12 protein-coding genes and 1 pseudogene are annotated in these 19,104 nt (G+C 66.0%); 3 read left to right on the top strand and 10 right to left on the bottom strand.

Annotation, left to right across the window (positions count from 1 at the left end):
- The first annotated feature begins 13 nt into the window (after positions 1-13).
- Positions 14-895 carry a hypothetical protein gene (locus EJ067_RS25140; protein WP_126087891.1) on the top strand — a complete coding sequence of 294 codons (882 nt, stop codon included), beginning with the start codon at positions 14-16 and terminating at the stop codon, positions 893-895.
- Between the two features lie 13 nt (positions 896-908).
- Here EJ067_RS25140 and EJ067_RS25135 read toward each other — a convergent pair whose 3' ends face one another.
- Positions 909-2,423, bottom strand: coding sequence for an aldehyde dehydrogenase family protein (locus EJ067_RS25135; protein ID WP_126087890.1), 1,515 nt, complete (start codon positions 2,421-2,423; stop codon positions 909-911).
- A 392-nt stretch (positions 2,424-2,815) separates the two neighbouring features.
- Here EJ067_RS25135 and EJ067_RS25130 point away from each other — a divergent pair, with 392 nt between their 5' ends.
- A complete protein-coding gene (locus tag EJ067_RS25130; RefSeq protein WP_126087889.1) occupies positions 2,816-3,253 on the top strand; it encodes a VOC family protein in 438 nt (145 codons plus the stop codon).
- Between the two features lie 60 nt (positions 3,254-3,313).
- Here the strand turns inward: EJ067_RS25130 and EJ067_RS25125 are convergent, their stop codons facing one another.
- The 8 genes and pseudogenes from EJ067_RS25125 to EJ067_RS25090 form a co-directional block, all read right to left on the bottom strand.
- Entirely contained in the window at positions 3,314-4,588 is a 1,275-nt protein-coding gene (locus EJ067_RS25125) for an RNA polymerase sigma factor (RefSeq protein ID WP_126087888.1), read from the bottom strand.
- Positions 4,585-4,959 carry a YciI family protein gene (locus tag EJ067_RS25120; RefSeq protein WP_126087887.1) on the bottom strand — a complete coding sequence of 125 codons (375 nt, stop codon included), beginning with the start codon at positions 4,957-4,959 and terminating at the stop codon, positions 4,585-4,587. The genes EJ067_RS25125 and EJ067_RS25120 overlap by 4 nt, the downstream gene beginning before the upstream one ends.
- A gap of 80 nt (positions 4,960-5,039) precedes the next feature.
- Positions 5,040-6,161 (bottom strand): DNA topoisomerase IB, encoded by a 1,122-nt coding sequence (locus EJ067_RS25115; RefSeq protein ID WP_126087886.1) that lies wholly within the window; start codon positions 6,159-6,161, stop codon positions 5,040-5,042.
- Positions 6,162-6,447: 286 nt separating this feature from the next.
- On the bottom strand, positions 6,448-7,599 hold the full coding sequence (locus EJ067_RS25110; protein ID WP_126087885.1) for a glycosyltransferase family A protein: 1,152 nt from the start codon (positions 7,597-7,599) through the stop codon (positions 6,448-6,450).
- Positions 7,600-7,696: 97 nt separating this feature from the next.
- Positions 7,697-8,571: pseudogene (locus tag EJ067_RS25105) on the bottom strand (transglutaminase family protein).
- Entirely contained in the window at positions 8,572-10,983 is a 2,412-nt protein-coding gene (locus EJ067_RS25100; protein WP_126087884.1) for a circularly permuted type 2 ATP-grasp protein, read from the bottom strand.
- 6 nt (positions 10,984-10,989) lie between these two features.
- On the bottom strand, positions 10,990-14,349 hold the full coding sequence (locus tag EJ067_RS25095) for a transglutaminase family protein (RefSeq protein WP_126087883.1): 3,360 nt from the start codon (positions 14,347-14,349) through the stop codon (positions 10,990-10,992).
- Between the two features lie 105 nt (positions 14,350-14,454).
- On the bottom strand, positions 14,455-15,660 hold the full coding sequence (locus EJ067_RS25090; RefSeq protein ID WP_126087882.1) for an acyl-CoA dehydrogenase: 1,206 nt from the start codon (positions 15,658-15,660) through the stop codon (positions 14,455-14,457).
- Between the two features lie 107 nt (positions 15,661-15,767).
- On the opposite strand from EJ067_RS25090, the gene EJ067_RS25085 reads away from it, so the two are divergent.
- Positions 15,768-16,679, top strand: a complete 912-nt coding sequence (locus tag EJ067_RS25085) for a LysR family transcriptional regulator (RefSeq protein WP_126087881.1) — start codon at positions 15,768-15,770, stop codon at positions 16,677-16,679.
- On the opposite strand, the gene EJ067_RS25080 is transcribed toward EJ067_RS25085, so the two are convergent.
- Entirely contained in the window at positions 16,680-18,995 is a 2,316-nt protein-coding gene (locus EJ067_RS25080) for a Tex family protein (protein ID WP_126087880.1), read from the bottom strand.
- Positions 18,996-19,104 lie beyond the last annotated feature (109 nt).

Here is a 19,104-nt window from a genome sequence, read left to right as displayed (position 1 = left end):
GGTTCTGGGGGGAATGGCGCTGACGTTCGAAGACATCGCGGGCCACCCTGAGCTGCCTGCCTGCATCCAGGCGCAGGCGCGGGCGATGTTGCAGGCCTATCAAGGGAACCCGCGGGCATCCTCGGTGTTTGCTACCCAGCAGCGCTGGCTGATGGCCCATATCGGGCTTGCCCTGCATTTCCGCAGAGATCCCAGCGACTATCGAAAGGAGCTGACGGCCGCGCATTTCGTCGACGTCACCCTTCAACATTCGGTGGCCAGCCGCAACACCACGCACGCCTTCATCAAGGAAATGCAGCACTACAAGTTCATTGTGGATGCGCCTGGCGGTGACGACGCCCGCATTCGCCCCTTGCAACCGACGGCTGCGGCGTTGGCGGAACTGACAGGCTGGGTTCTGATGCATCTCAAGACGCTTGACGACCTCGACGGCGCGGATCGGCTGGCGACATTCCAGGCACGCCCGCAAATGCTGGCACAGCTGCAGCCGCTGATCGCGGACGGACTGGTCTCCTCCGTGCCGGTGCGCGAGCCGGAACGGACGTTCTCGCTCTTCACCTGGCTCAACAATGGCGGCGTCGTCATGGACTGGCTGATCGCCGGCGTCGAACTCGAGAATGTCGGCCGGGAACGTATCCCGACCGGCATCCTCTCGATCGGCGATTTCGCCAGATGGCTGAAACTGTCGCGCACCCACCTGGCGCGCAAGTTGCGCGACGCCGAGGCGCTCGGCAGCGTCGGCTGGCTCGGCCGGCGCGGCCATTCGGTGATGTGGGTGTCGGACGAGTTCTACGGCGAGTATGTGACGGCGCAGGCGGTCAAGCTCGCCATCATCGACGCGGCCTTCGCCGCTTGCGTGAAGAACGTGGCCAGCGGTTCAGCTTCTCCAGGCTGAACCGCTGCATATCTCAGTCGATATCGAACGACACGCCCTGCGCCAAGGGGAGCGCCTTTGAGAAGTTCACCGTGTTGGTGGCGCGGCGCATATAGGCCTTCCAGGCATCCGAGCCGCTCTCGCGGCCGCCGCCGGTTTCCTTTTCGCCGCCGAACGCGCCGCCGATCTCGGCGCCCGAGGTGCCGATATTGACGTTGGCGATGCCGCAGTCCGAACCGTCGACGCCGAGGAAACGCTCGGATTCCTGCAGGTCACGCGTGAAGATCGACGACGACAGGCCGGCGCCCACCGCATTGTGCAGGTCGAGCGCCTCGTCGAAATCGGAATATTTCATCACATAGAGGATCGGCGCGAAGGTCTCTTCCGTTACCGGCGAGACCTGGGCGGGCATCTCGACCAGTGCTGGATGGACGTAATAGGCGCCGGGGTGGCCGTTCTCGACCCGCGTGCCGCCGGTCACTTTGCCGCCGTGCGCCTCGGCTTCCTTCAGCGCCTTCTGCATGTTGTCGAAGGCGGCCTTGTCGATCAGCGGTCCGACCAGCGCCGACGTCTCCAGCGGATTGCCGACGGAAACGCTCTGATAGGCCTTCTTCAGGCGCGGCAGCAACGCGTCGTAGACGCTGTCATGCACGAACAGGCGCCGCAGCGTCGTGCAGCGCTGGCCGGCGGTGCCCATGGCGCCGAAGGCGATGGCGCGCAGCGCCATGTCGAGATCGGCGGTGGGCGCCACGATGCCGGCATTGTTGCCGCCGAGCTCCAGCACCGCGCGGGCGAAGCGCTTGGCAAGGCGAGGGCCGACCTCGCGGCCCATGCGGGTCGAACCGGTGGCCGAAACCAGCGGCACTTTCGGATGGTCGACCAGCACCTCGCCGACGGCGCGGTCGCCGATCAGCACCTGAAGCAGGCCTTCCGGCACCTCGGCGCCAAAACGCTTGGCGGCGCGCTTGAAGATCGCCTCGCAGGCAAGCGCCGTCAGCGGCGTCTTTTCCGACGGCTTCCACACCACCGCGTCGCCGCAGACGAAGGCGAGCGCCGCGTTCCACGACCATACCGCGACGGGGAAGTTGAAGGCCGAGATGACGCCGACGACGCCGAGCGGATGCCAGGTCTCCATCATGCGGTGTCCAGGGCGCTCGGTGGCGATGGTCAGGCCGTAGAGCTGGCGGGAAAGGCCGACCGCGAAGTCGCAGATGTCGATCATCTCCTGCACTTCGCCGAGGCCCTCCGACGGGATCTTGCCGACCTCGATCGACACCAGCCGACCGAGCTCCGTCTTGTGCGCGCGCAGTTCCTCGCCGAGCAGGCGCACCAGCTCGCCGCGCTTCGGCCCCGGCACCAGCCGCCAGGCCTGGAAGGCCTTGTGCGCGGCATCGATGGCCTTGCCCGCGTCGGCCGCCGAGATCGACTTCAGCGCCGCGATCTCTTCGCCCGTCACCGGGCTGCGCACGATGAGGTCGCCGCCGGAAAGCGCGTCCTTGGCGACACCCAGTTTCTCCAGAAGTGAGGCCGTTTCCTTCGCTATCGTCATTTTTTATCCCTTTCAGATCCCGCCGTTGATATGGCGCGGGTGGAAGCCTTTGGCCGTGCCATGCGACATGCCCAGGCGCTTTTGATGGCGTGGCATTACTCGTTTCAGGGAAAAATCGCCACCCCGGCATGGTCCAAGCCCGGTACGCAAAATTGGGCCAGCAGGCACGAAGCGGCCAAACCGGGCCGACCGGAGAAATGCCAGCGGAGCACCGGCTTGCGCCGGGCGTGGCCTTGGTGCGTTTCACCGTTTCACGGAAACGGCGAAACGCCCTATCTCCTTGTTTTTTACGCAATTCCGAACGGAAAACCGCTCACACTTTTCCTGGAATTGCGCTAGGCGTTGCGCAAAGGTCCCTTGCTCGACCAGACGGCACTTTGTAGGCTGGGCACATGGCGCTTAAACGGATGGATAACGTAGGAATCGTCGTCGATGACCTCGCGGGGGCCATCGATTTCTTTCGTGAGCTCGGCCTCGAGCTCGAAGGACGGGCCACGATCGAAGGAGAATGGGCCGGACGCGTCACTGGACTGGGCGACCAGCGCGTCGAGATTGCCATGATGCGCACGCCGGACGGCCACGGCCGGCTCGAGCTCTCCCGTTTCCTCGCGCCGCCTGTCGTCGCGGATCACCGCGACGCCCCGGTGAACGCCCTGGGCTACCTCCGCGTCATGTTCGCCGTGGACGACCTCGACGAGACGCTTGAGAGGCTCCGCGAACGCGGCGCTGAGCTCGTCGGCGAAGTCGTCCAGTATAAGGACGCATATCGGCTCTGCTACATCCGCGGACCTGAGAGACTTCTCATCGGACTCGCCCAAGAACTCGGGTGAGCGCAATACTGAGACAATGACGAAGCGCGGCCAATGTCAGCATGCGCCGCTCGGTACGCCTCAGCGCACCTTCTGAATCGACGACGTCTCGGTGCTCTCCTTGATCAGCCGATCGATATGCATGCGGATATGGGCGGCCTCGGCGGCGGTGTTGGCAAGCGCGATCGCGCGGTCGAAGGCCACGCGCGCCTCCTCGCCGCGGCCAAGCTGCATCAGCAGGCCGCCCTTCAGGCCGAAGAAGTGGAAATAGCCCGCCAGCCGGTCTTCCAGCGGCTCGATCATGGCGAGCGCCGCCTCCGGACCGCGCACCTTGCTCACCGCGACGGCGCGGTTCAGCGTCACCACCGGCGACGGCTGCATCTGCTCGAGCAGGCCGTAGAGCAGATCGATCTCGGTCCAGTCCGTGTCCTTGGGCGTCGCCGCCCGCGCATGCAGTGCCGCGATCGCCGCCTGCACCTGGTAGGGTCCGGGCTTGCGATGACGCAGCGCCTTGTCGACTAGGGCCAGCCCCTCGTCGATCATCTTGCGGCTCCAGAGCGACCGGTCCTGGTCCTCGAGCAGCACGATTTCGCCATTCTCGTCGAAGCGTGCCGGCGCGCGCGCATGCTGCAACAGAAGCAGCGCGGCCAGCCCCATGATCTCGGGTTCCTGCTGGAACAGCCTGAGCAGCAGCCTGGCGAGCCGGATCGCTTCCTCGCAAAGCGGGGCGCGGGCCGGCGCCTCGCCGCCATTGGTCGAGTAGCCCTCGTTGAAGATGAGGTAGATCATCGCCGCGACCGCCGCGAGCCGCTCCGAGCGCTCGACCGCGCCCGGCGTCTCGAACGGCACGCCGGCGTCCGCAATGCGCGCCTTGGCGCGGGTGATGCGCTGCTCCATGGCGCTTTCGCCGACGAGGAAGGCGCGCGCGATCTGCTTGACGGTGAGGCCGGAGACGATGCGCAGCGCCACCGCGATCTGCTGCGTCGCCGGCAGGTCGGGATGGCAGCAGATGAACAGGAGCCGCAGGATGTCGTCGCGGTAGTGCGCGCCGTCGAGCCGCTCGGCCATATCGCCTTCGGCATCCTCGAGATCGGAAATCTGGTCCTCTTCCGGCATCGGCGCCTGCTTGGCGCGCTTGCGCACCGCGTCGATGCCGCTGTTGCGGCCGACGAAGATCAGCCAGGCCGCCGGATCGCGCGGCGGGCCGTTCTTCGGCCAATTCTTCAGCGCCCTGAGACAGGCATCCTGGAAAGCTTCTTCCGCGGCGTCGAGGTCGCGGAAATAGCGCAGCAGCGCGCCCATCGCCTGTGGACGGGCGGTGCTGATCGCGTTGCTGATCCAGGCAAGGTCGGTCATGCGGGAACCTTGGTCGGATTGAAGATGGAGATCGGCCTGATCTCGTAGGAGCCGCCGCTCGGATTGACCTCGGAGAGCTCGCGGGCGAACTCGACGGCCTCGTCAAGGTCGCGGCATTCGAGCGTGTAGAAGCCGAGGAACTGCTCCTTGGTTTCGGCGAACGGGCCGTCGAGAACGATCGCTTCGCCCTTGACCTTTCGCAGCGTCGTCGCGGCGGTGGTTGGCAGGAGACGCGCCACCGGGCCCAGCCGGCCTGCCTTGGCGTATTTGTCCTGGACGTCGAGAAGCTTTGCCATGACCTCATCGTCCTGATCCTTGCTCCAGGAGCAGACGACGTCTTCAGAGGCGTAGCAGAGGATGGCGTAAAGCATGGTCTCGTCCTTTCCGTATCAAAGGACGAGACAGTAGGACCCTTCCCGACACCAGGTCGATAAAAAAATCGACGCGGCGATCACAGGTTTACCCTGCTCCCTTGCCGCTCATCGGACCCCTGCGCCTTGAGCCACCTCAACACCAGCGTCTCTTTCTCGTCGAGGCCCGGTATGACACGCTTTCGCCCGTTGGCTTTCGCCATTTCATCGAGCAGCTTCCCTTCGGTCCACGCCTCGAAGACGAGCGGGTGGATGTAGCACCGGCGGCAGACGGCTCGCGTATTCCCCAGCCGTTCAGCAACCTTGTCGACCATGCCGTTCATCACCCGCTTCCGCTGGGCAGCACTTTCGGGCAATTCGGTCTGCGCAAGCAGCGATGCCGCATGGATGGTGCCGCCCCAAGTGCGGAAATGCTTTGAGCTGAACTCAGGGCCGGACGCCTCGCGGATGTAGCGGTTGATGTCCTCGGAGCGCACCGGCCGGCGAGCGCCTCCTTCATCGAGATACTGGAACAGCGTCTGGCCAGGCAGGTCCTGCGCGCCGCGCACGACTTTGGCTATGCGGCGGTCGACCAGCTTCAGCTTCCATTCCTTGCCGGACTTGCCCTTGAAGGCGAAGCGCAGTCTCGATCCCTCGATATCGACGTGGCGGTCGCGCAGCGTGGTCAGCCCGAAACTCCTGTTGTCCCGGGCATAGGCGGCATTGCCGACACGGATCATGGTGTTGTCGAGCAGCCAGACGATCGCGGCGACCACGCGTTCCATCGGCAGGCCGTGCCGGCGCAGGTCGGCATCTACCTGACGCCGGAGATCGGGCAATGCCTCGGCAAAGGCAACAAGACTGGAATATTTGACGCCGTCCCGCTCCTCGGTCCATTGCGGATGATAGCAGTACTGCTTGCGCCCGCGCTGATCCCGGCCCGTCGCCTGGATATGGCCGTCCGGATCGGGCGAAATCCATACCTCCGTCCACGCCGGCGGAATGACGATCGCCTTGATGCGGTCCATCGTCGCCGCGCCGACTGCGCTCCCGTTCGGGCCAAGGTAGGAAAATCCCTTGCCTTTCCTCAGGCGCCGGATGCCCGGATCGGCGTCGCTGACATAGCGGAGCGAGGCGCGCTCGGCCGAACCTTGAGCGCCGTTTCCTTGCATTTCCTCACCGCCCGCCAGGCGGTAGCGGGACGATTGTGCTCGTTGCAGCATGACGGCTCCACGGAACTGGTCCTCAGATAAGCCTCGCGGCCGCCGGCTGGTTCCACCGTTCCGGAAGAGCGCCCTTCAGCCTTGCCGGTCGGCGGACACGTTAGCCATCCAGAGCCCACCATCGTGGTATGGGCGGGAAAATAGTCCCGCCCGGGTGGTATCGCCTCCAGAACCGCCCCCGTCTCATCCGCCAGATAATCGTAGCCGACCTGCTGCAGGCGGCGATCCGGATCGAGATGATTGTAGAGATCGCGCCGCGCCGCGCGCCGTTTTGGCTCGATCATCTTCAAATGATAAAGGTTGAGGCCGCTATCCCGGAGCTTGAAGCCCAGATCTTCGGGAAACCAGGCGCCGTGTAGATCAATCGACCGAAATCGATCCGGGTGATAGGCGCGGAAAAGCCGGTGCTGCATTTTCCGGGCCCAGGGCCCGTCGACACGGTCGCTGGCCGGTGTGTACATCTCCCGGCAACGGAATCCCCAGGCGATGCGCCTGGGTCGGCCATCAGGCGCGTCAACTGGATGCGACGGGTTGGGAACCGGCGTCGCACCGCGATTTTCAGCCGATAGCGCATGCAGCGCCAGATGTCGGTGGTAACCTTGGGGGCGGCTTCGGCGACCGTCAAGAACCGTGCTGCCGTTTCGAGATCGCCGCGCGCGTAGTGGACGCGTGCGATCTTGAGCGCCACAATCCCTTCCCTCGCCTTCAACGACGATTTCGGAATGCCGCAGTCGGCGAGTTCGCGCAGCGCCAGTCGCCATTCGAGGAAGCGTCGCGCAGGCTTTGTCGCAAAGCGGTCATCCGAGCGTTCCGACGACACGAAGTAGATCATGATGGGCCGTGTCACGATCTCGAGCGATGCCTTGCTCATCACCCGCGCCCAGAACAGCGTGTCCTCGTCATAGGCAAGCCCGGTCGGGAACCGCGTGTCGCCGACCGCATGCCGCGACACCAGCGCACTGCCGACGGCAATCGATCGGATCCTGCCTTCCAGATAGGCGGAGGCATTGGCGAGTCCGGCAGCCATATAACCGGCCGGTGTTTTGAACTGCCGGTCCTGACCGTCGGTCCGCCGGCGGTAGGCGCCGACCACCATATCCACGCCCGGCCTGGCCCTGGTCTTGGACAACAGCGTCCGCAGCCCGCCTTCGAGATGCAGATCGTCGGCGTCGATCATATAAATCCAGGGATAGCGTGCCTCGGTCAGCGCAAGATTGCGGGAGCCGCCTGCGTCCCGACAGCCCGACTGGACGACCCGGAGCGGCAGGGCCAGCCGCGAGGCCGCATCCGCGGCCACGGCCGCCGTATTGTCCGTCGAGGAATCGTCGACCAGTATCACTTCGCCGATGGTCTCGGCCTCCGAGCGCAACGTTGCCAATGTGTCGGCAATGGTTGCCGACGCATTATGTGCAGGCACAATCACGCTGACCGCTGTCAACTATTGAACTCCACCCAGTGCCCGGCCGCCAGGCGCACACCCCGGCGGCAAGATAGCGGCCGGATCGCGATTTGAGAAGCAGCTCGCGCGACGGCCTTCAGGCAGCAACCGGGATGACGTCGACCGCTTGCTCGCCGACCTGGCCGCCGGTGGTCTTCAGGACGCCGACGATCGGCGCCACGTCGGAATAGTCGCGGCCGTATCCGACCGTGATGTGGTCATTGCTCGCGCGCATGCCGTTGGTCGGGTCGAATTCCTGCCAGCCGGCATCGCGCCCGCACCAGGCTTTCACCCAGGCATGCATGGCGTCGGCGCCTTCGAGCCTCGGCTTGCCCTTGGGCGGGATCGTGCGCAGGAAGCCGCTGACATAGCCGGCGGGGATGCCGAGCCCACGCAGCCCGGCGATCATGATATGGGAAAAATCCTGGCAAACCCCGCGTTTCAGCGCGAACGCATCGCCGGCGCGCGTCTGCACGGTGGTTGCCTTGCCGTCATAGGTGAAATCGCGGTGGATGCGGTTGCAGAGATCGACCGCCGTGGCGACCGCCGAACCGGCGAGGCTTTCCCGCGCATAGGCGGTGATTGCCGTATCGATCCCGGCGTAATCGCTGGCGGCGAGGAAATGATGCGGCGCGTCGGGCGACAGCGAACGCACCGCGTCGAGTTCCCCCTCAAGCCGTGGATGTCGGGCGAGACATCGAGGCCGGGTTCCGGCCGCGACACCGAGACCCGCGCGCTCATCCTGATGTCGAGCTCCTCATGCGCTTCGCGGAAGGCGATCGAAGTGACGTTGTTGCCGAAGAAGTCGGAAAAATCCGCCCGCTCGGCCGGCATCGGCTGGAACGACAGCGAGGCGGCGATGACCCGCTGCACGCCGGGGATCGTCTGTGGCAGCACGCGCACCTGGTGCCTGCCGCCGCCGGCGGCGGCGGCATAGTCGTAATGCAGATGGAGCCGGATGTCGTAAAGCATCTAACCGAAATAGGCCTTGGCGAGACTGTTGTAGAGATCGCCGATCTGGTTGGCGAGATCGTCGAGCACCTTCGCGGTCATGTCCTGGGGCTCCATCACGGCGATCGCCGTGTTGAGCTGCAGGATTTCCTTCGCCGCGGGCGACATATGCCCCTCGCCGCCGACCGAAGGCAGCATGCCGATCTCGGCCCTGAGCCGCTCGAGTTGGAACAGGATCGAGCGCGGGTTGAGCGGATCGAGCGCGAGCAGGTCGATCACCGTGCGCCGACCGGCCTGCACCGGATATTGCCGGCGGTGGGTCATGACGCTGTCGCCGATTTCCAGCATCATATCGAGCGCGCCGTCCGGAGCGCCGTTTCCGGTCAGCCGCGCCAGCGTGCGGGCGATCTGGATGCCGCGCTCCAACCGCCGGCCGATCTCCAGGAAACGCCAGCCGGTGAAGCGGTACATGTTCTCGTGCAGCAGGCCCGAGAAGCCGGCGAGCTTGCGCAGCATGACCGTCATTGCCCGCGTCGCGTCGTCGCCGGGCGCCACGGTGCCGGCGAATTTGTGGATGGTCTTCGACAGATCCTTCAGCGCCAGCCAGCCGTCCGGCGAGAAGCGGTCGCGGATCTGGCCGGCGCTGTAGACGGCGCTGTCCAGCATGCCGATCAGCCCCAGCGGGATCGCCGTTTCGATCTCGATGCCGAACGGTTCGAGATAATCCCGGATGTCGGCAAGCAGCGGCATCTCGGGATCGGACGTCTCGGCCAGCCGGACGTGATAGGCGCGCAGCACGCGCACCGTGTCTTCGGAGCGCTCGATATAGCGGCCGAGCCATGTCAAATTCTCCGCCGCGCGGCTCGGCAGGCTGCCCGGCATGGTGCGGGTGAAGCTGTCATGCTCCTGCGGCAGCAGCGTCTCGCGCTCGACCGGCCGGTCGCTGACCACCCAGACATCCGCCGCCTGGCCGCCGCGCTGCATGGCGATCGCCGTCGGATCGAGCGAGAAGCCGACGCGGGCGAAGCCGCCGGGCATCACGGTCCAGCCTTCCTGTGTTCGCGCCAGATAGACACGCAGGCTGGCGGGCCGCGGCTCGAGCCGGCCGCCGACGAAGACCGGAGTGGTCGAGAGCGTCACCGCTTCCTGGCCGACATAGCCGGCGCCGTCGGCTTCGATCCGCGCGATCAGCTCCGCCCGCCCGCCGGCCGAAAGCGCCAAACCGAGCCTGGTCGCGCCGTCGTCCTCGAAGGCGAGCCGCGTCGACAGCGCCGGGCCAACCACCATGCGGTCGACATTGGCCAGCACATGGTCGCGCTCGGCCTCCTGCCCGCACCACCAGGTGGCGATATTCGGCAGCTTGAGCTCCTCGCCATGCAACTCCCGCGCGATCCGCGGCAGGAAGGAAAGCAGCGCCCGCGTTTCAGCCAGGCCCGAGCCCAGGGCGTTGACGGCCGAGACGGTGCCGCGTCGGATCGCCTCGACCAGTCCCGGCGTGCCGATCTGCGAGTCGGGGTTGAGCTCGAGCGGATCGGCAAAGGCCGCATCGAGCCGCCGCCACAAGACGCCGATCGGCATCAGGCCCGAAACGGTGCGCACCATCAAGCGGCCGCCGGACACCGTCAGATCCTCGCCTTCGAGCAGCATGATGCCGAGATAACGCGCTATGTAGGCATGCTCGTAATAGGTCTCGTTGAGCGGCCCCGGCGTCAGGATAGCGACGCGGCCGCCCGAGTCCTTCGCCATGCGGTTCAGCGCATCGCGGAAACGGCGGAAGAAGCCGGCAAGGCGGTGGACATGCATTTCGCCATAGATGTCGGAAAGCGCGCGCGTGGTGGCGACGCGGTTCTCCAGCGCGAAGCCGGCGCCCGACGGCGCCTGCGTGCGGTCGCCCAGCACCCACCAGCGGCCGTCCGGGCCGCGGCCGAGCTCGAAGGCGACCATATGCAGGAAATGTCCGCTGGCCGGCCGGATCCCGACGACTGGGCGCAGATATTCCGGACTGGCCCCGATCAGCCCGGCCGGCAGGATGCCGGTCTCGATCAGCCGGTTCGGCCCGTAGACATCGGCCAGGATCGCCTCGAACAGGTCGGCGCGCTGGACAAGGCCGACGCTGATCTCGGCCCATTCCTTTTCGTCTATCAGCAGCGGGACATGCGCCAGCGGCCATTCGCGTTCGTTGGCGCCGGCCTTGTCGTAGACGCGGTAGTAGACGCCGGCGTCGCGCAGATACTGGTCGGCGCGGGCAAAGCGCTGTCCGAGCGTCTCGGCCCCCAATTCGTCCAGAGCTTCGATGAAGGACCGCCAGGCCGGGCGCGGATTGCCTGACGCGTCGACCATCTCGTCGACGACGCCGTCGATCGGCCGGTAGTGCTCCAGCAGGCCCTGCGCCCGCGGCCTGCCGCCCGCCCGTCTCTGATTCCCCTTTGCCATGGTCGATCAGAGTCTCGCCGGCCGCCTCAGGTCAAGGGTCATCGGGAAGTCTTCAGAGCCTTCTTCGTCGCGCAGCACATAGCCGCCCGGCGTATGACCGCGCGGCTCGAAGCGCGCGAGGCGCCGCGCTTCGGCCTCGTTGCCGTTGACCGGGAAGGTGTCGTAATTGCGGCCGCCCGGATGCGCGACATGGTAGACGCAGCCGCCGATCGAGCGGCCCGACCAGCGGTCGTAGATGTCGAAAACCAGCGGCGTGTTGACGGGCAGCGCCGGATGCAGTCCCGACGCGGGCTGCCAGGCCTTGAAGCGCACGCCCGCCACTGCGACCTCTCTGATGTCAGTCACCTTCATCGGCACGATGCGGCCGTTGCAGACGATGGCATGGCGCTCCGGCTTCAGCCCCTCGGTCCTCACCTGCAGCCGCTCGACCGAGGAATCGACGAAGCGGACCGTGCCGCCGATGGCGCCCTGCTCGCCCATCACATGCCAGGGCTCCAGCGCCTGCCTCAGCTCCAGCTTGACGCCGCCATGGCTGACCTCGCCGCAAAACGGGAAGCGGAATTCGAGCTGCGCGGCGAACCACTCGGGACGGAACTCGAAGCCGTTGAGCTTCAGGTCCTCCAGCACGTCGAGGAAATCCGCCCAGACATAATGCGGCAGCATGAAGCGGTCGTGGAGTGAAGTGCCCCAGCGCACGAAGCGGCCGTCGAGCGGATTCTTCCACGCGCGGGCGATGATGGCGCGCACCAGAAGCTGCTGCGCCAGGCTCATGCGCGCATTGGGCGGCATCTCGAAGCCGCGGAACTCGACCAGGCCCAGCCGGCCGGTCGGGCCGTCCGGCGAGAACAGTTTGTCGATGCAGATCTCCGAGCGATGCGTGTTGCCGGTCACGTCGGTCAAAAGATTGCGGAACAGCCGATCGACCAGCCACGGCAAGGGCGCCTCGCCCGTGTCCGGGTGCGGCACCTGCGCCATGGCGATTTCGAGCTCATAGAGCGAATCATGGCGCGCCTCGTCGAAGCGCGGCGCCTGGCTGGTCGGGCCGATGAACAGGCCGGAGAACAGATAGGACAGCGACGGGTGCCGCTGCCATTGCAGCACCAGGCTCTTCAACAGGTCCGGCCGGCGCAGGAACGGGCTGTCGTTCGGCGTCGCGCCGCCGACCACGACATGGTTGCCTCCGCCGGTGCCGGTATGCCGGCCGTCGATCATGAACTTGTCGGTGCCGAGCCGCGACTGCCGGGCTTCCTCGTAGATCGCCGTGGTCGTGGCGACGCATTCCTGCCAATTGGCGGCCGGGTGGATGTTCACCTCGATGACGCCGGGATCGGGCGCGACCCGGATGACATTGAGGCGCGGATCATGCGGCGGGCCGTAGCCCTCGATATGCACCGGCAGGCCGATCGCCTTCGCCGCGTTCTCGGCCGCCGCCACCAGCTCGAGATAGTCCTCCAGCGCCTCGACCGGCGGCATGAACACACAGAGCCGGCCGTCGCGCGGCTCGACGGTGAGCGCCGTGCGCACCGCGCCGCCGATCTCCGTGATCTCCTGCTCGACGCGATCCTGCTGGCCAGTCGCCGCCGTGAAGGACACCGTCTGCTGACGGCGCGCCATTTCCTCGGTGCCTTCAAGCTCTGCCGGGGCGGCTCCCGGCAAGATGGCGTCGCGCGCCGGCAAGGCACCACGCGGCACCGACGGGTCGACCGGCACAATGTAAGGGAATTGCGCCGGCGGCACGTAAGGCAGCGTGCCGAGCGGCAAGCGGTAGCCGACCGGAGAGTCGCCTGGGACAAGGAACAGGCGCCCGCGCCGCGTCTTCCACTTCTCCGAGCGCCAGCGCTGGCCCGCGGCCTGGCTGTTCCAGCGCTGCACCGGCAGCACATAGCCCGATGGCCTGGTCAGCCCGCGCTCGAAGACGCGCGCCATGCGGCTGCGTTCTTCGGGATCCTCCAGCTTCGAGTTGGACGGGTCGACATTGTCGGGCAGCTTGCCCTCCTTGAGCAGCCATTCGCCCGGATCCTCATAGGCCTCGCTGACCATCGACGTCTCGATGCCGAGCTCGTCGGCGATCGTCTTGAGCAGGCTTTCGGCTTCTTCGGGGCCAACCGGGACGCTGCTCTTTTCCCGCGCGATCAGCGATGGATCGCGCCACACAGGCTCGCCGTCGGTGCGCCAGTAGAGTGAGAAGGTCCAGCGCGGCAGGCTCTCGCCCGGATACCATTTGCCTTGGCCGTAGTGGAGAAAACCGCCCGGCGCGAAGCGCTCGCGCAGCCGGCGGATCAGCTCATCCGCCTTGTCGCGCTTGGTCGGACCGACGGCTGCCGTGTTCCATTCGGCGGACTCGAAATCGTCGATCGACACGAAGGTCGGCTCGCCGCCCATGGTGAGCCGCACATCCCGCTCGCGCAGGACCGCATCGACCTTGTTGCCCAACGCGTCGAGCGCCTCCCAGCTCTCGTCCGAGAACGGCTTGGTGATGCGCGGATGCTCGGCGATGCGGTCGACCCGCATGTCGAAGCCGAAATCGACATTGGCGAAGCTTGCCATGCCGGAGATCGGCGCGGCATTGCGGAAATGCGGCGTCGCCGCCAGCGGCACATGGCTTTCGCCGGTGAGCAGGCCGGAGGTCGGATCGAAGCCGATCCAGCCTGCGCCCGGAATATAGACCTCGCACCAGGCGTGCAGGTCGGTGAAGTCGACCGCGGTTCCCGGCGGTCCGTCGAGTGAAACCAGATCGGGCTTGAGCTGGACCAGATAGCCGGAGACGAAGCGCGCGGCGATGCCGAGATTGCGCAGTATCTGCACCAAGAGCCAGCTCGAATCCCGGCATGAGCCCTTGGCCGCCGCAAGCGTCTCCTCCGGTGAATAGACGCCGGTCTCCATGCGCACGATGTAGGCGATCTCGCGCTGCAGCCGCGCGTTGAGGCCGACCAGAAAATTGACGGTATTCGTCGGGCTGCGGTCTATGCTTTCCAGGAATTTCGACAGCAGCGGCCCGGCCGGCTCCGGCGTTCGGTAGATGGCGAGGTCTTCCCGTATTTCTTCCGGGTACTCGAACGGGAACTTTTCCGCCGCCTCCTCGACGAAGAAGTCGAACGGATTGTAGACCGTCATGTCGGCAACGAGATCGACCTCGATCTTGAGTTCCGTTACCGGCTCCGGGAAAACGAAACGGGCAAGGAAGTTGCCGTAAGGGTCCTGCTGCAGGTTGACGAAATGGGTCTTCGGCTCGACCTTCAGCGAATGGCTGAGCACCTTGGTGCGCGAATGCGGCGCCGGCTGCAGCCTGATCACCTGGGGGCCGAGTATGACCGGCCGGTCATATTTGTAGTGGGTCAGGTGGTGGACGGCTGCCAGAATTGCCATGGTGCCCCGGGGTTCGGCGTTTCAGTTACCGAACCCTGACACAAATCCTGGGCATTCTCCAAGCAGAGATGTTGCGCTGCACCTAATTTAAGCAGCGTTGCCGGCTTAGAAAAACGCCTGGATACCGGTCTGCGCCCTTCCGAGGATCAGCGCGTGCACGTCATGCGTGCCCTCATAGGTGTTCACCGTCTCCAGGTTCTGCGCGTGGCGCATCACGTGATAGCCGATCTGGATGCCGTTGCCGCCATGCATGTCGCGGGCCTGTCGGGCGATGTCGAGCGCCTTGCCGCAATTGTTGCGCTTGACGATCGAGATCATCTCCGGCGCCATCTTGCTTTCGTCCATCAGCCGGCCGACGCGCAGCGAGCCCTGCAGGCCAAGCGCGATCTCGGTCTGCATGTCGGCGAGCTTCTTCTGGAAGAGCTGCGTGCCGGCAAGCGGCTTGCCGAACTGCTTGCGGTCGAGGCCATACTGCCGCGCCCGGTGCCAGCAATCCTCGGCCGCCCCCATGGCGCCCCAGGAGATGCCGTAGCGCGCCCGGTTGAGGCAGCCGAACGGACCCTTGAGGCCCGAGACGTTGGGCAGCAGCGCCCCCTCGCCCACCTCGACGCCCTCCATCACCACCTCTCCGGTGATCGACGCGCGGAGGCTGAGTTTTCCGCCGATCTTCGGTGCCGAAAGCCCCTTCATGCCCTTTTCCAGCACGAAGCCGCGGATCTGGTTGTCGTGTGCGCCCCCATTCTTGTCGGATAACTTCGCCCAGACGACGAAGACGTCGGCGATCGGCGCGTTGGAGATCCACATCTTGGAGCCGGAAAGCCGGTAGCCGTTGGCGGTCTTCTCGGCCCGCGTCTTCATGCCGCCCGGGTCGGAGCCTGCATCCGGTTCGGTGAGGCCGAAGCAGCCGATCCATTCGCCGGAGGCAAGCTTCGGCAGATATTTCTCGCGCTGTTCTTCCGATCCGTAGGCATGGATCGGATACATGACCAGCGACGACTGCACGCTCATCATCGAGCGGTAGCCGGAATCGATGCGCTCGACTTCCCGCGCGACCAGCCCGTAGGTCACGTAATTGGCGCCGAGCCCGCCATATTCCTCCGGAATGGTGATGCCGAGCAGGCCGGCCTCGCCCATCTCGCGGAAGATCGACGGATCTGTCTTTTCCTCGACATAGGCTTCCTCGATCCGTGGCGCCAGCTTGTCGGCCGCGAAGGCCGCCGCGCCGTCGCGCACCATGCGCTCGTCCTCGGAAAGCTGGTCCTCGATCAGGAAAGGATCGTTCCAGACAAAGGCGTTCTTCTCGGCGGCCATGACCTTGGACTCCCGGCGTATTTTTGAGGTTGCCCGGCTTATCGGCCTCCCCATGCAAAAAATCAAACGAAATTGCATCGCGGATCAATGAGCGTTAGTAATGGATCATGAATGTCCAGCGCCGCCTCTTGCCGAACACCGCTGCGCTTGCCGCCTTCGAGGCGGTGGCGCGTCTTGGGTCCTTCACCGCCGCGGCCCGCGAGCTCGCTCTGACTCAGGGTGCCGTCAGCCGGCAGATCAACCTCTTGGAGGAACAATTCGGCCGCCGACTTTTCGAGCGCGACAGCCGCAATGTCCGGCTGTCGACGGCGGGAGAGATCTATGCCGAAGCCGTGCGCTCGGCGCTCGGCCAGTTGCGCGATGCCGCCCTCGGATTGATGAGCAATCGGCATAGCGGCGTCCTCAACCTTGCCATCCTGCCGACTTTCGGCACGCGCTGGCTGATGCCGCTGATCCCGGATTTCGTCGCCCGTCACCCGGACATCACCATCAACTTCGCAACGCGCATCGGCCGCTTCGACTTCGCCCGCGAGCGGCTCGATGCCGCCATCCACCACGGCATGCCCGACTGGCCGGACGCGGATTGCACGTTTTTGATGCGCGAGACTGTCATGCCGGTGGTTTCACCCGAGTTTCTTGCCAGCCGCGACATCGCCACGCCGGCCGATATCAGCCGCCTGCCGCTGCTGCACATGGCGACGCGCCCCGGCGCATGGGGCGAATGGTTCGAAGAGCAGGGTCTCAGCGCGCCGTCCGGCCCCGGCATGCAGTTCGAGCAGTTCGGCACCGTTGCCCAAGCCTGCATGGCGGGGCTCGGCGTGGCGCTCTTGCCGGAAGTCCTGATTGCCGGAGAATTGCAGCGCGGGCAGCTCGTGCCGGCGCCGGGTCAGCCGATGCAGAGCCGCAGCGCCTATTATCTCGTTGTCCCGCATGACAAACGCGGCCACCCGCCGGTCGCCAGTTTTCGCGACTGGCTGCTGGGCCAGGTGGAGAAGGAGCCGGCCGTTCTGGCGTGGTAGCTACTTGCGCTTCATCGCCTCGGCGAGCGCCGCGCCGAAAGCGCCCTGCGCCGGCCGTTCGGGCTGGCGCTGCGGCGCCGGCGAGCGCGGCGCAGGCTTGCCGCCCTGGTCGCGCTGGCCGCCGCGCGAGGCGCCGCCGTCGCTGTCCTTGCGCATCGAGAGCCCAATGCGGTTGCGCTTGATGTCGACGTCGACGACGCGCACCTTCACCACGTCGCCCGCCTTCACCACCTCATGCGCATCCTTGATGAAGCGGTCGGCCAGCTGCGAGACGTGGACCAGCCCGTCCTGATGCACGCCGATGTCGACGAAGGCGCCGAAAGCAGCGACATTGGTGACGGTGCCTTCGAGCTGCATGCCCGGCTTCAGGTCCTTGATGTCGTCAACCCCCTCGGCAAAGGTCGCCGTCTTGAAACCAGGACGCGGATCGCGGCCGGGCTTTTCCAGCTCCGCCAGGATGTCGCGCACCGTCGGCAGGCCGAAGCGCTCGTCGACGAAGACACGCGGATCGAGCGCCTTGAGCGCAGCACTATCGCCCATCAACGCGCGCACGTCGCGGCCGCAGGCGGCGACGATCTTCTTCGCCACGCCATAGGCTTCGGGATGCACCGAGGAAGCATCGAGCGGCTCGGCGCCATTGGCAATGCGCAAAAAGCCGGCGGACTGTTCGAAGGCACGCGGTCCGAGCCGCGCCACTTTGAGCAGGTCCTTGCGGCTGGCAAACGGCCCGGTCGCGTCGCGATGCGCAACGATTGCTTCGGCAAGCGACGGCCCAAGCCCCGAAACCCGCGCCAAGAGCGGCGCCGACGCCGTGTTGAGATCGACGCCGACGGCGTTGACAGCATCCTCGACCACCGCTTCCAGCGAGCGGCCAAGGCGGTACTGATCGACATCGTGCTGGTACTGGCCGACGCCGATCGACTTCGGCTCGATCTTGACCAGCTCGGCAAGCGGATCCTGCAGGCGCCTGGCGATCGACACCGCGCCGCGCAGCGACACATCCAGGCCCGGGAACTCTGCCGCTGCCGTGGCCGAGGCGGAATAGACCGAGGCGCCCGCCTCGCTGACGATAACCTTGAGCGGTTTGGGACCGGCACCAGCCGGCAGGTCCGACAGCATGTCGGCGACCAGCTTCTCGGTCTCGCGGCTGCCGGTGCCGTTGCCGATCGAGATCAGCTCCACCTTGTGCAGGCGGATGAGCTTTGCAAGTTCCGCCTGCGTGCCGCGCACGTCGTTCCTGGGCGGAAACGGATAGACCGTCGTCGTCGCCACCAGCTTGCCGGTGCCGTCGACCACCGCCACCTTGACGCCGGTGCGGATGCCCGGATCGAGACCCATGGTCGGGCGCGAGCCTGCGGGTGCGGCAAGCAGCAGATCCTTCAGATTGCGGGCGAAGACATGGATCGCCTCCTCCTCGGCCCGTTCGCGCAGGTCGCGCATCAGATCGAGCGTCAGGTGCAGCGACAGTTTGATCCGCCAGGTCCAGCCGGCGACCTCCATCAGCCATTTGTCACCCGGCAGATTGCCGCCGATCGCATAGGCATTGGCGATCATGCGCTCGACCGGCTTCACCGGCGATTGGTCGTCGGCATCGACCTCGATGTCGAGCGACAGCACCTCTTCGTTGCGGCCGCGCAGCATGGCCAAGGCGCGGTGGCTGGGCACGCCGGCCCAACGCTCGACATGGTCGAAATAGTCCGAGAATTTCGCGCCGGCTTCCTGCTTGCCATCGACGACCCTGGCGCGCAGGAAGGCACGCTCCTTCATGTAGGCGCGCAGCTTGCCGACCAGATCGGCGTTCTCGGCGAACTGTTCCGACAGGATGTCGCGCGCGCCTTCGAGCGCCGCCTTTGCGTCCGGCACCTCTTCGGTGACATAGGCGAGCGCCAGCTCTGCCGGCACCGCCGAACGGTCGGCAAGGATCGCCTCGGCCAGAGGTCCAAGCCCGCGCTCCCTGGCGATCTCGGCCTTGGTGCGGCGCTTCGGCTTGTAAGGCAGATAGATGTCTTCCAGCTCGGCTTTGGTGGCGGCCGCGGCGATCTTGGCCTCGAGCTCCTCGGTCAGCTTGCCCTGTTCGCGGATCGAGCCGAGGATCGTCTCGCGGCGCGCATCGAGCTCGCGCAGATAGGCAAGCCTTTCGGCAAGGTCGCGCAGCTGCGTGTCGTCGAGCCCGCCGGTGACCTCTTTGCGATAGCGGGCCACGAATGGCACCGTCGCGCCCTCGTCCAGCAGACCGATGGCCGCCGCGGCCTGCTCCGGCCGCGAACCGATCTCGGCCGCGATGATTGCTGCGATGCGCTTGATGTCCGATGCCATGCTGGTCCCTGTCGAAAAGAGCGGCGACCATAGGCCGGGACGCTCGCTCCGCCAACCGCCGCGCGTTCACCCGGGCACGAAGGTCCACAGGAAACAACGATGGAACCGA

The organism is Mesorhizobium sp. M1D.F.Ca.ET.043.01.1.1 (assembly GCF_003952385.1).
GTDB lineage: Bacteria > Pseudomonadota > Alphaproteobacteria > Rhizobiales > Rhizobiaceae > Mesorhizobium.
This window is presented reverse-complemented; position numbering and strand designations above follow the sequence as displayed.

Bases quoted from the DNA above. Each gene is read 5' to 3' on its own strand.
- EJ067_RS25125 (WP_126087888.1), bottom strand. From the start codon at position 4,588: ATGACCGACCTTGCCTGGATCAGCAACGCGATCAGCACCGCCCGTCCA.
- EJ067_RS25135 (WP_126087890.1), bottom strand. From the start codon at position 2,423: ATGACGATAGCGAAGGAAACGGCCTCACTTCTGGAGAAACTGGGTGTC.
- EJ067_RS25120 (WP_126087887.1), bottom strand. From the start codon at position 4,959: ATGCTTTACGCCATCCTCTGCTACGCCTCTGAAGACGTCGTCTGCTCC.
- EJ067_RS25140 (WP_126087891.1), top strand. From the start codon at position 14: ATGGCGCTGACGTTCGAAGACATCGCGGGCCACCCTGAGCTGCCTGCC.
- EJ067_RS25090 (WP_126087882.1), bottom strand. From the start codon at position 15,660: ATGGCCGCCGAGAAGAACGCCTTTGTCTGGAACGATCCTTTCCTGATC.
- EJ067_RS25115 (WP_126087886.1), bottom strand. From the start codon at position 6,161: ATGCTGCAACGAGCACAATCGTCCCGCTACCGCCTGGCGGGCGGTGAG.
- EJ067_RS25080 (WP_126087880.1), bottom strand. From the start codon at position 18,995: ATGGCATCGGACATCAAGCGCATCGCAGCAATCATCGCGGCCGAGATC.
- EJ067_RS25130 (WP_126087889.1), top strand. From the start codon at position 2,816: ATGGCGCTTAAACGGATGGATAACGTAGGAATCGTCGTCGATGACCTC.
- EJ067_RS25095 (WP_126087883.1), bottom strand. From the start codon at position 14,349: ATGGCAATTCTGGCAGCCGTCCACCACCTGACCCACTACAAATATGAC.
- EJ067_RS25085 (WP_126087881.1), top strand. From the start codon at position 15,768: ATGAATGTCCAGCGCCGCCTCTTGCCGAACACCGCTGCGCTTGCCGCC.
- EJ067_RS25100 (WP_126087884.1), bottom strand. From the start codon at position 10,983: ATGGCAAAGGGGAATCAGAGACGGGCGGGCGGCAGGCCGCGGGCGCAG.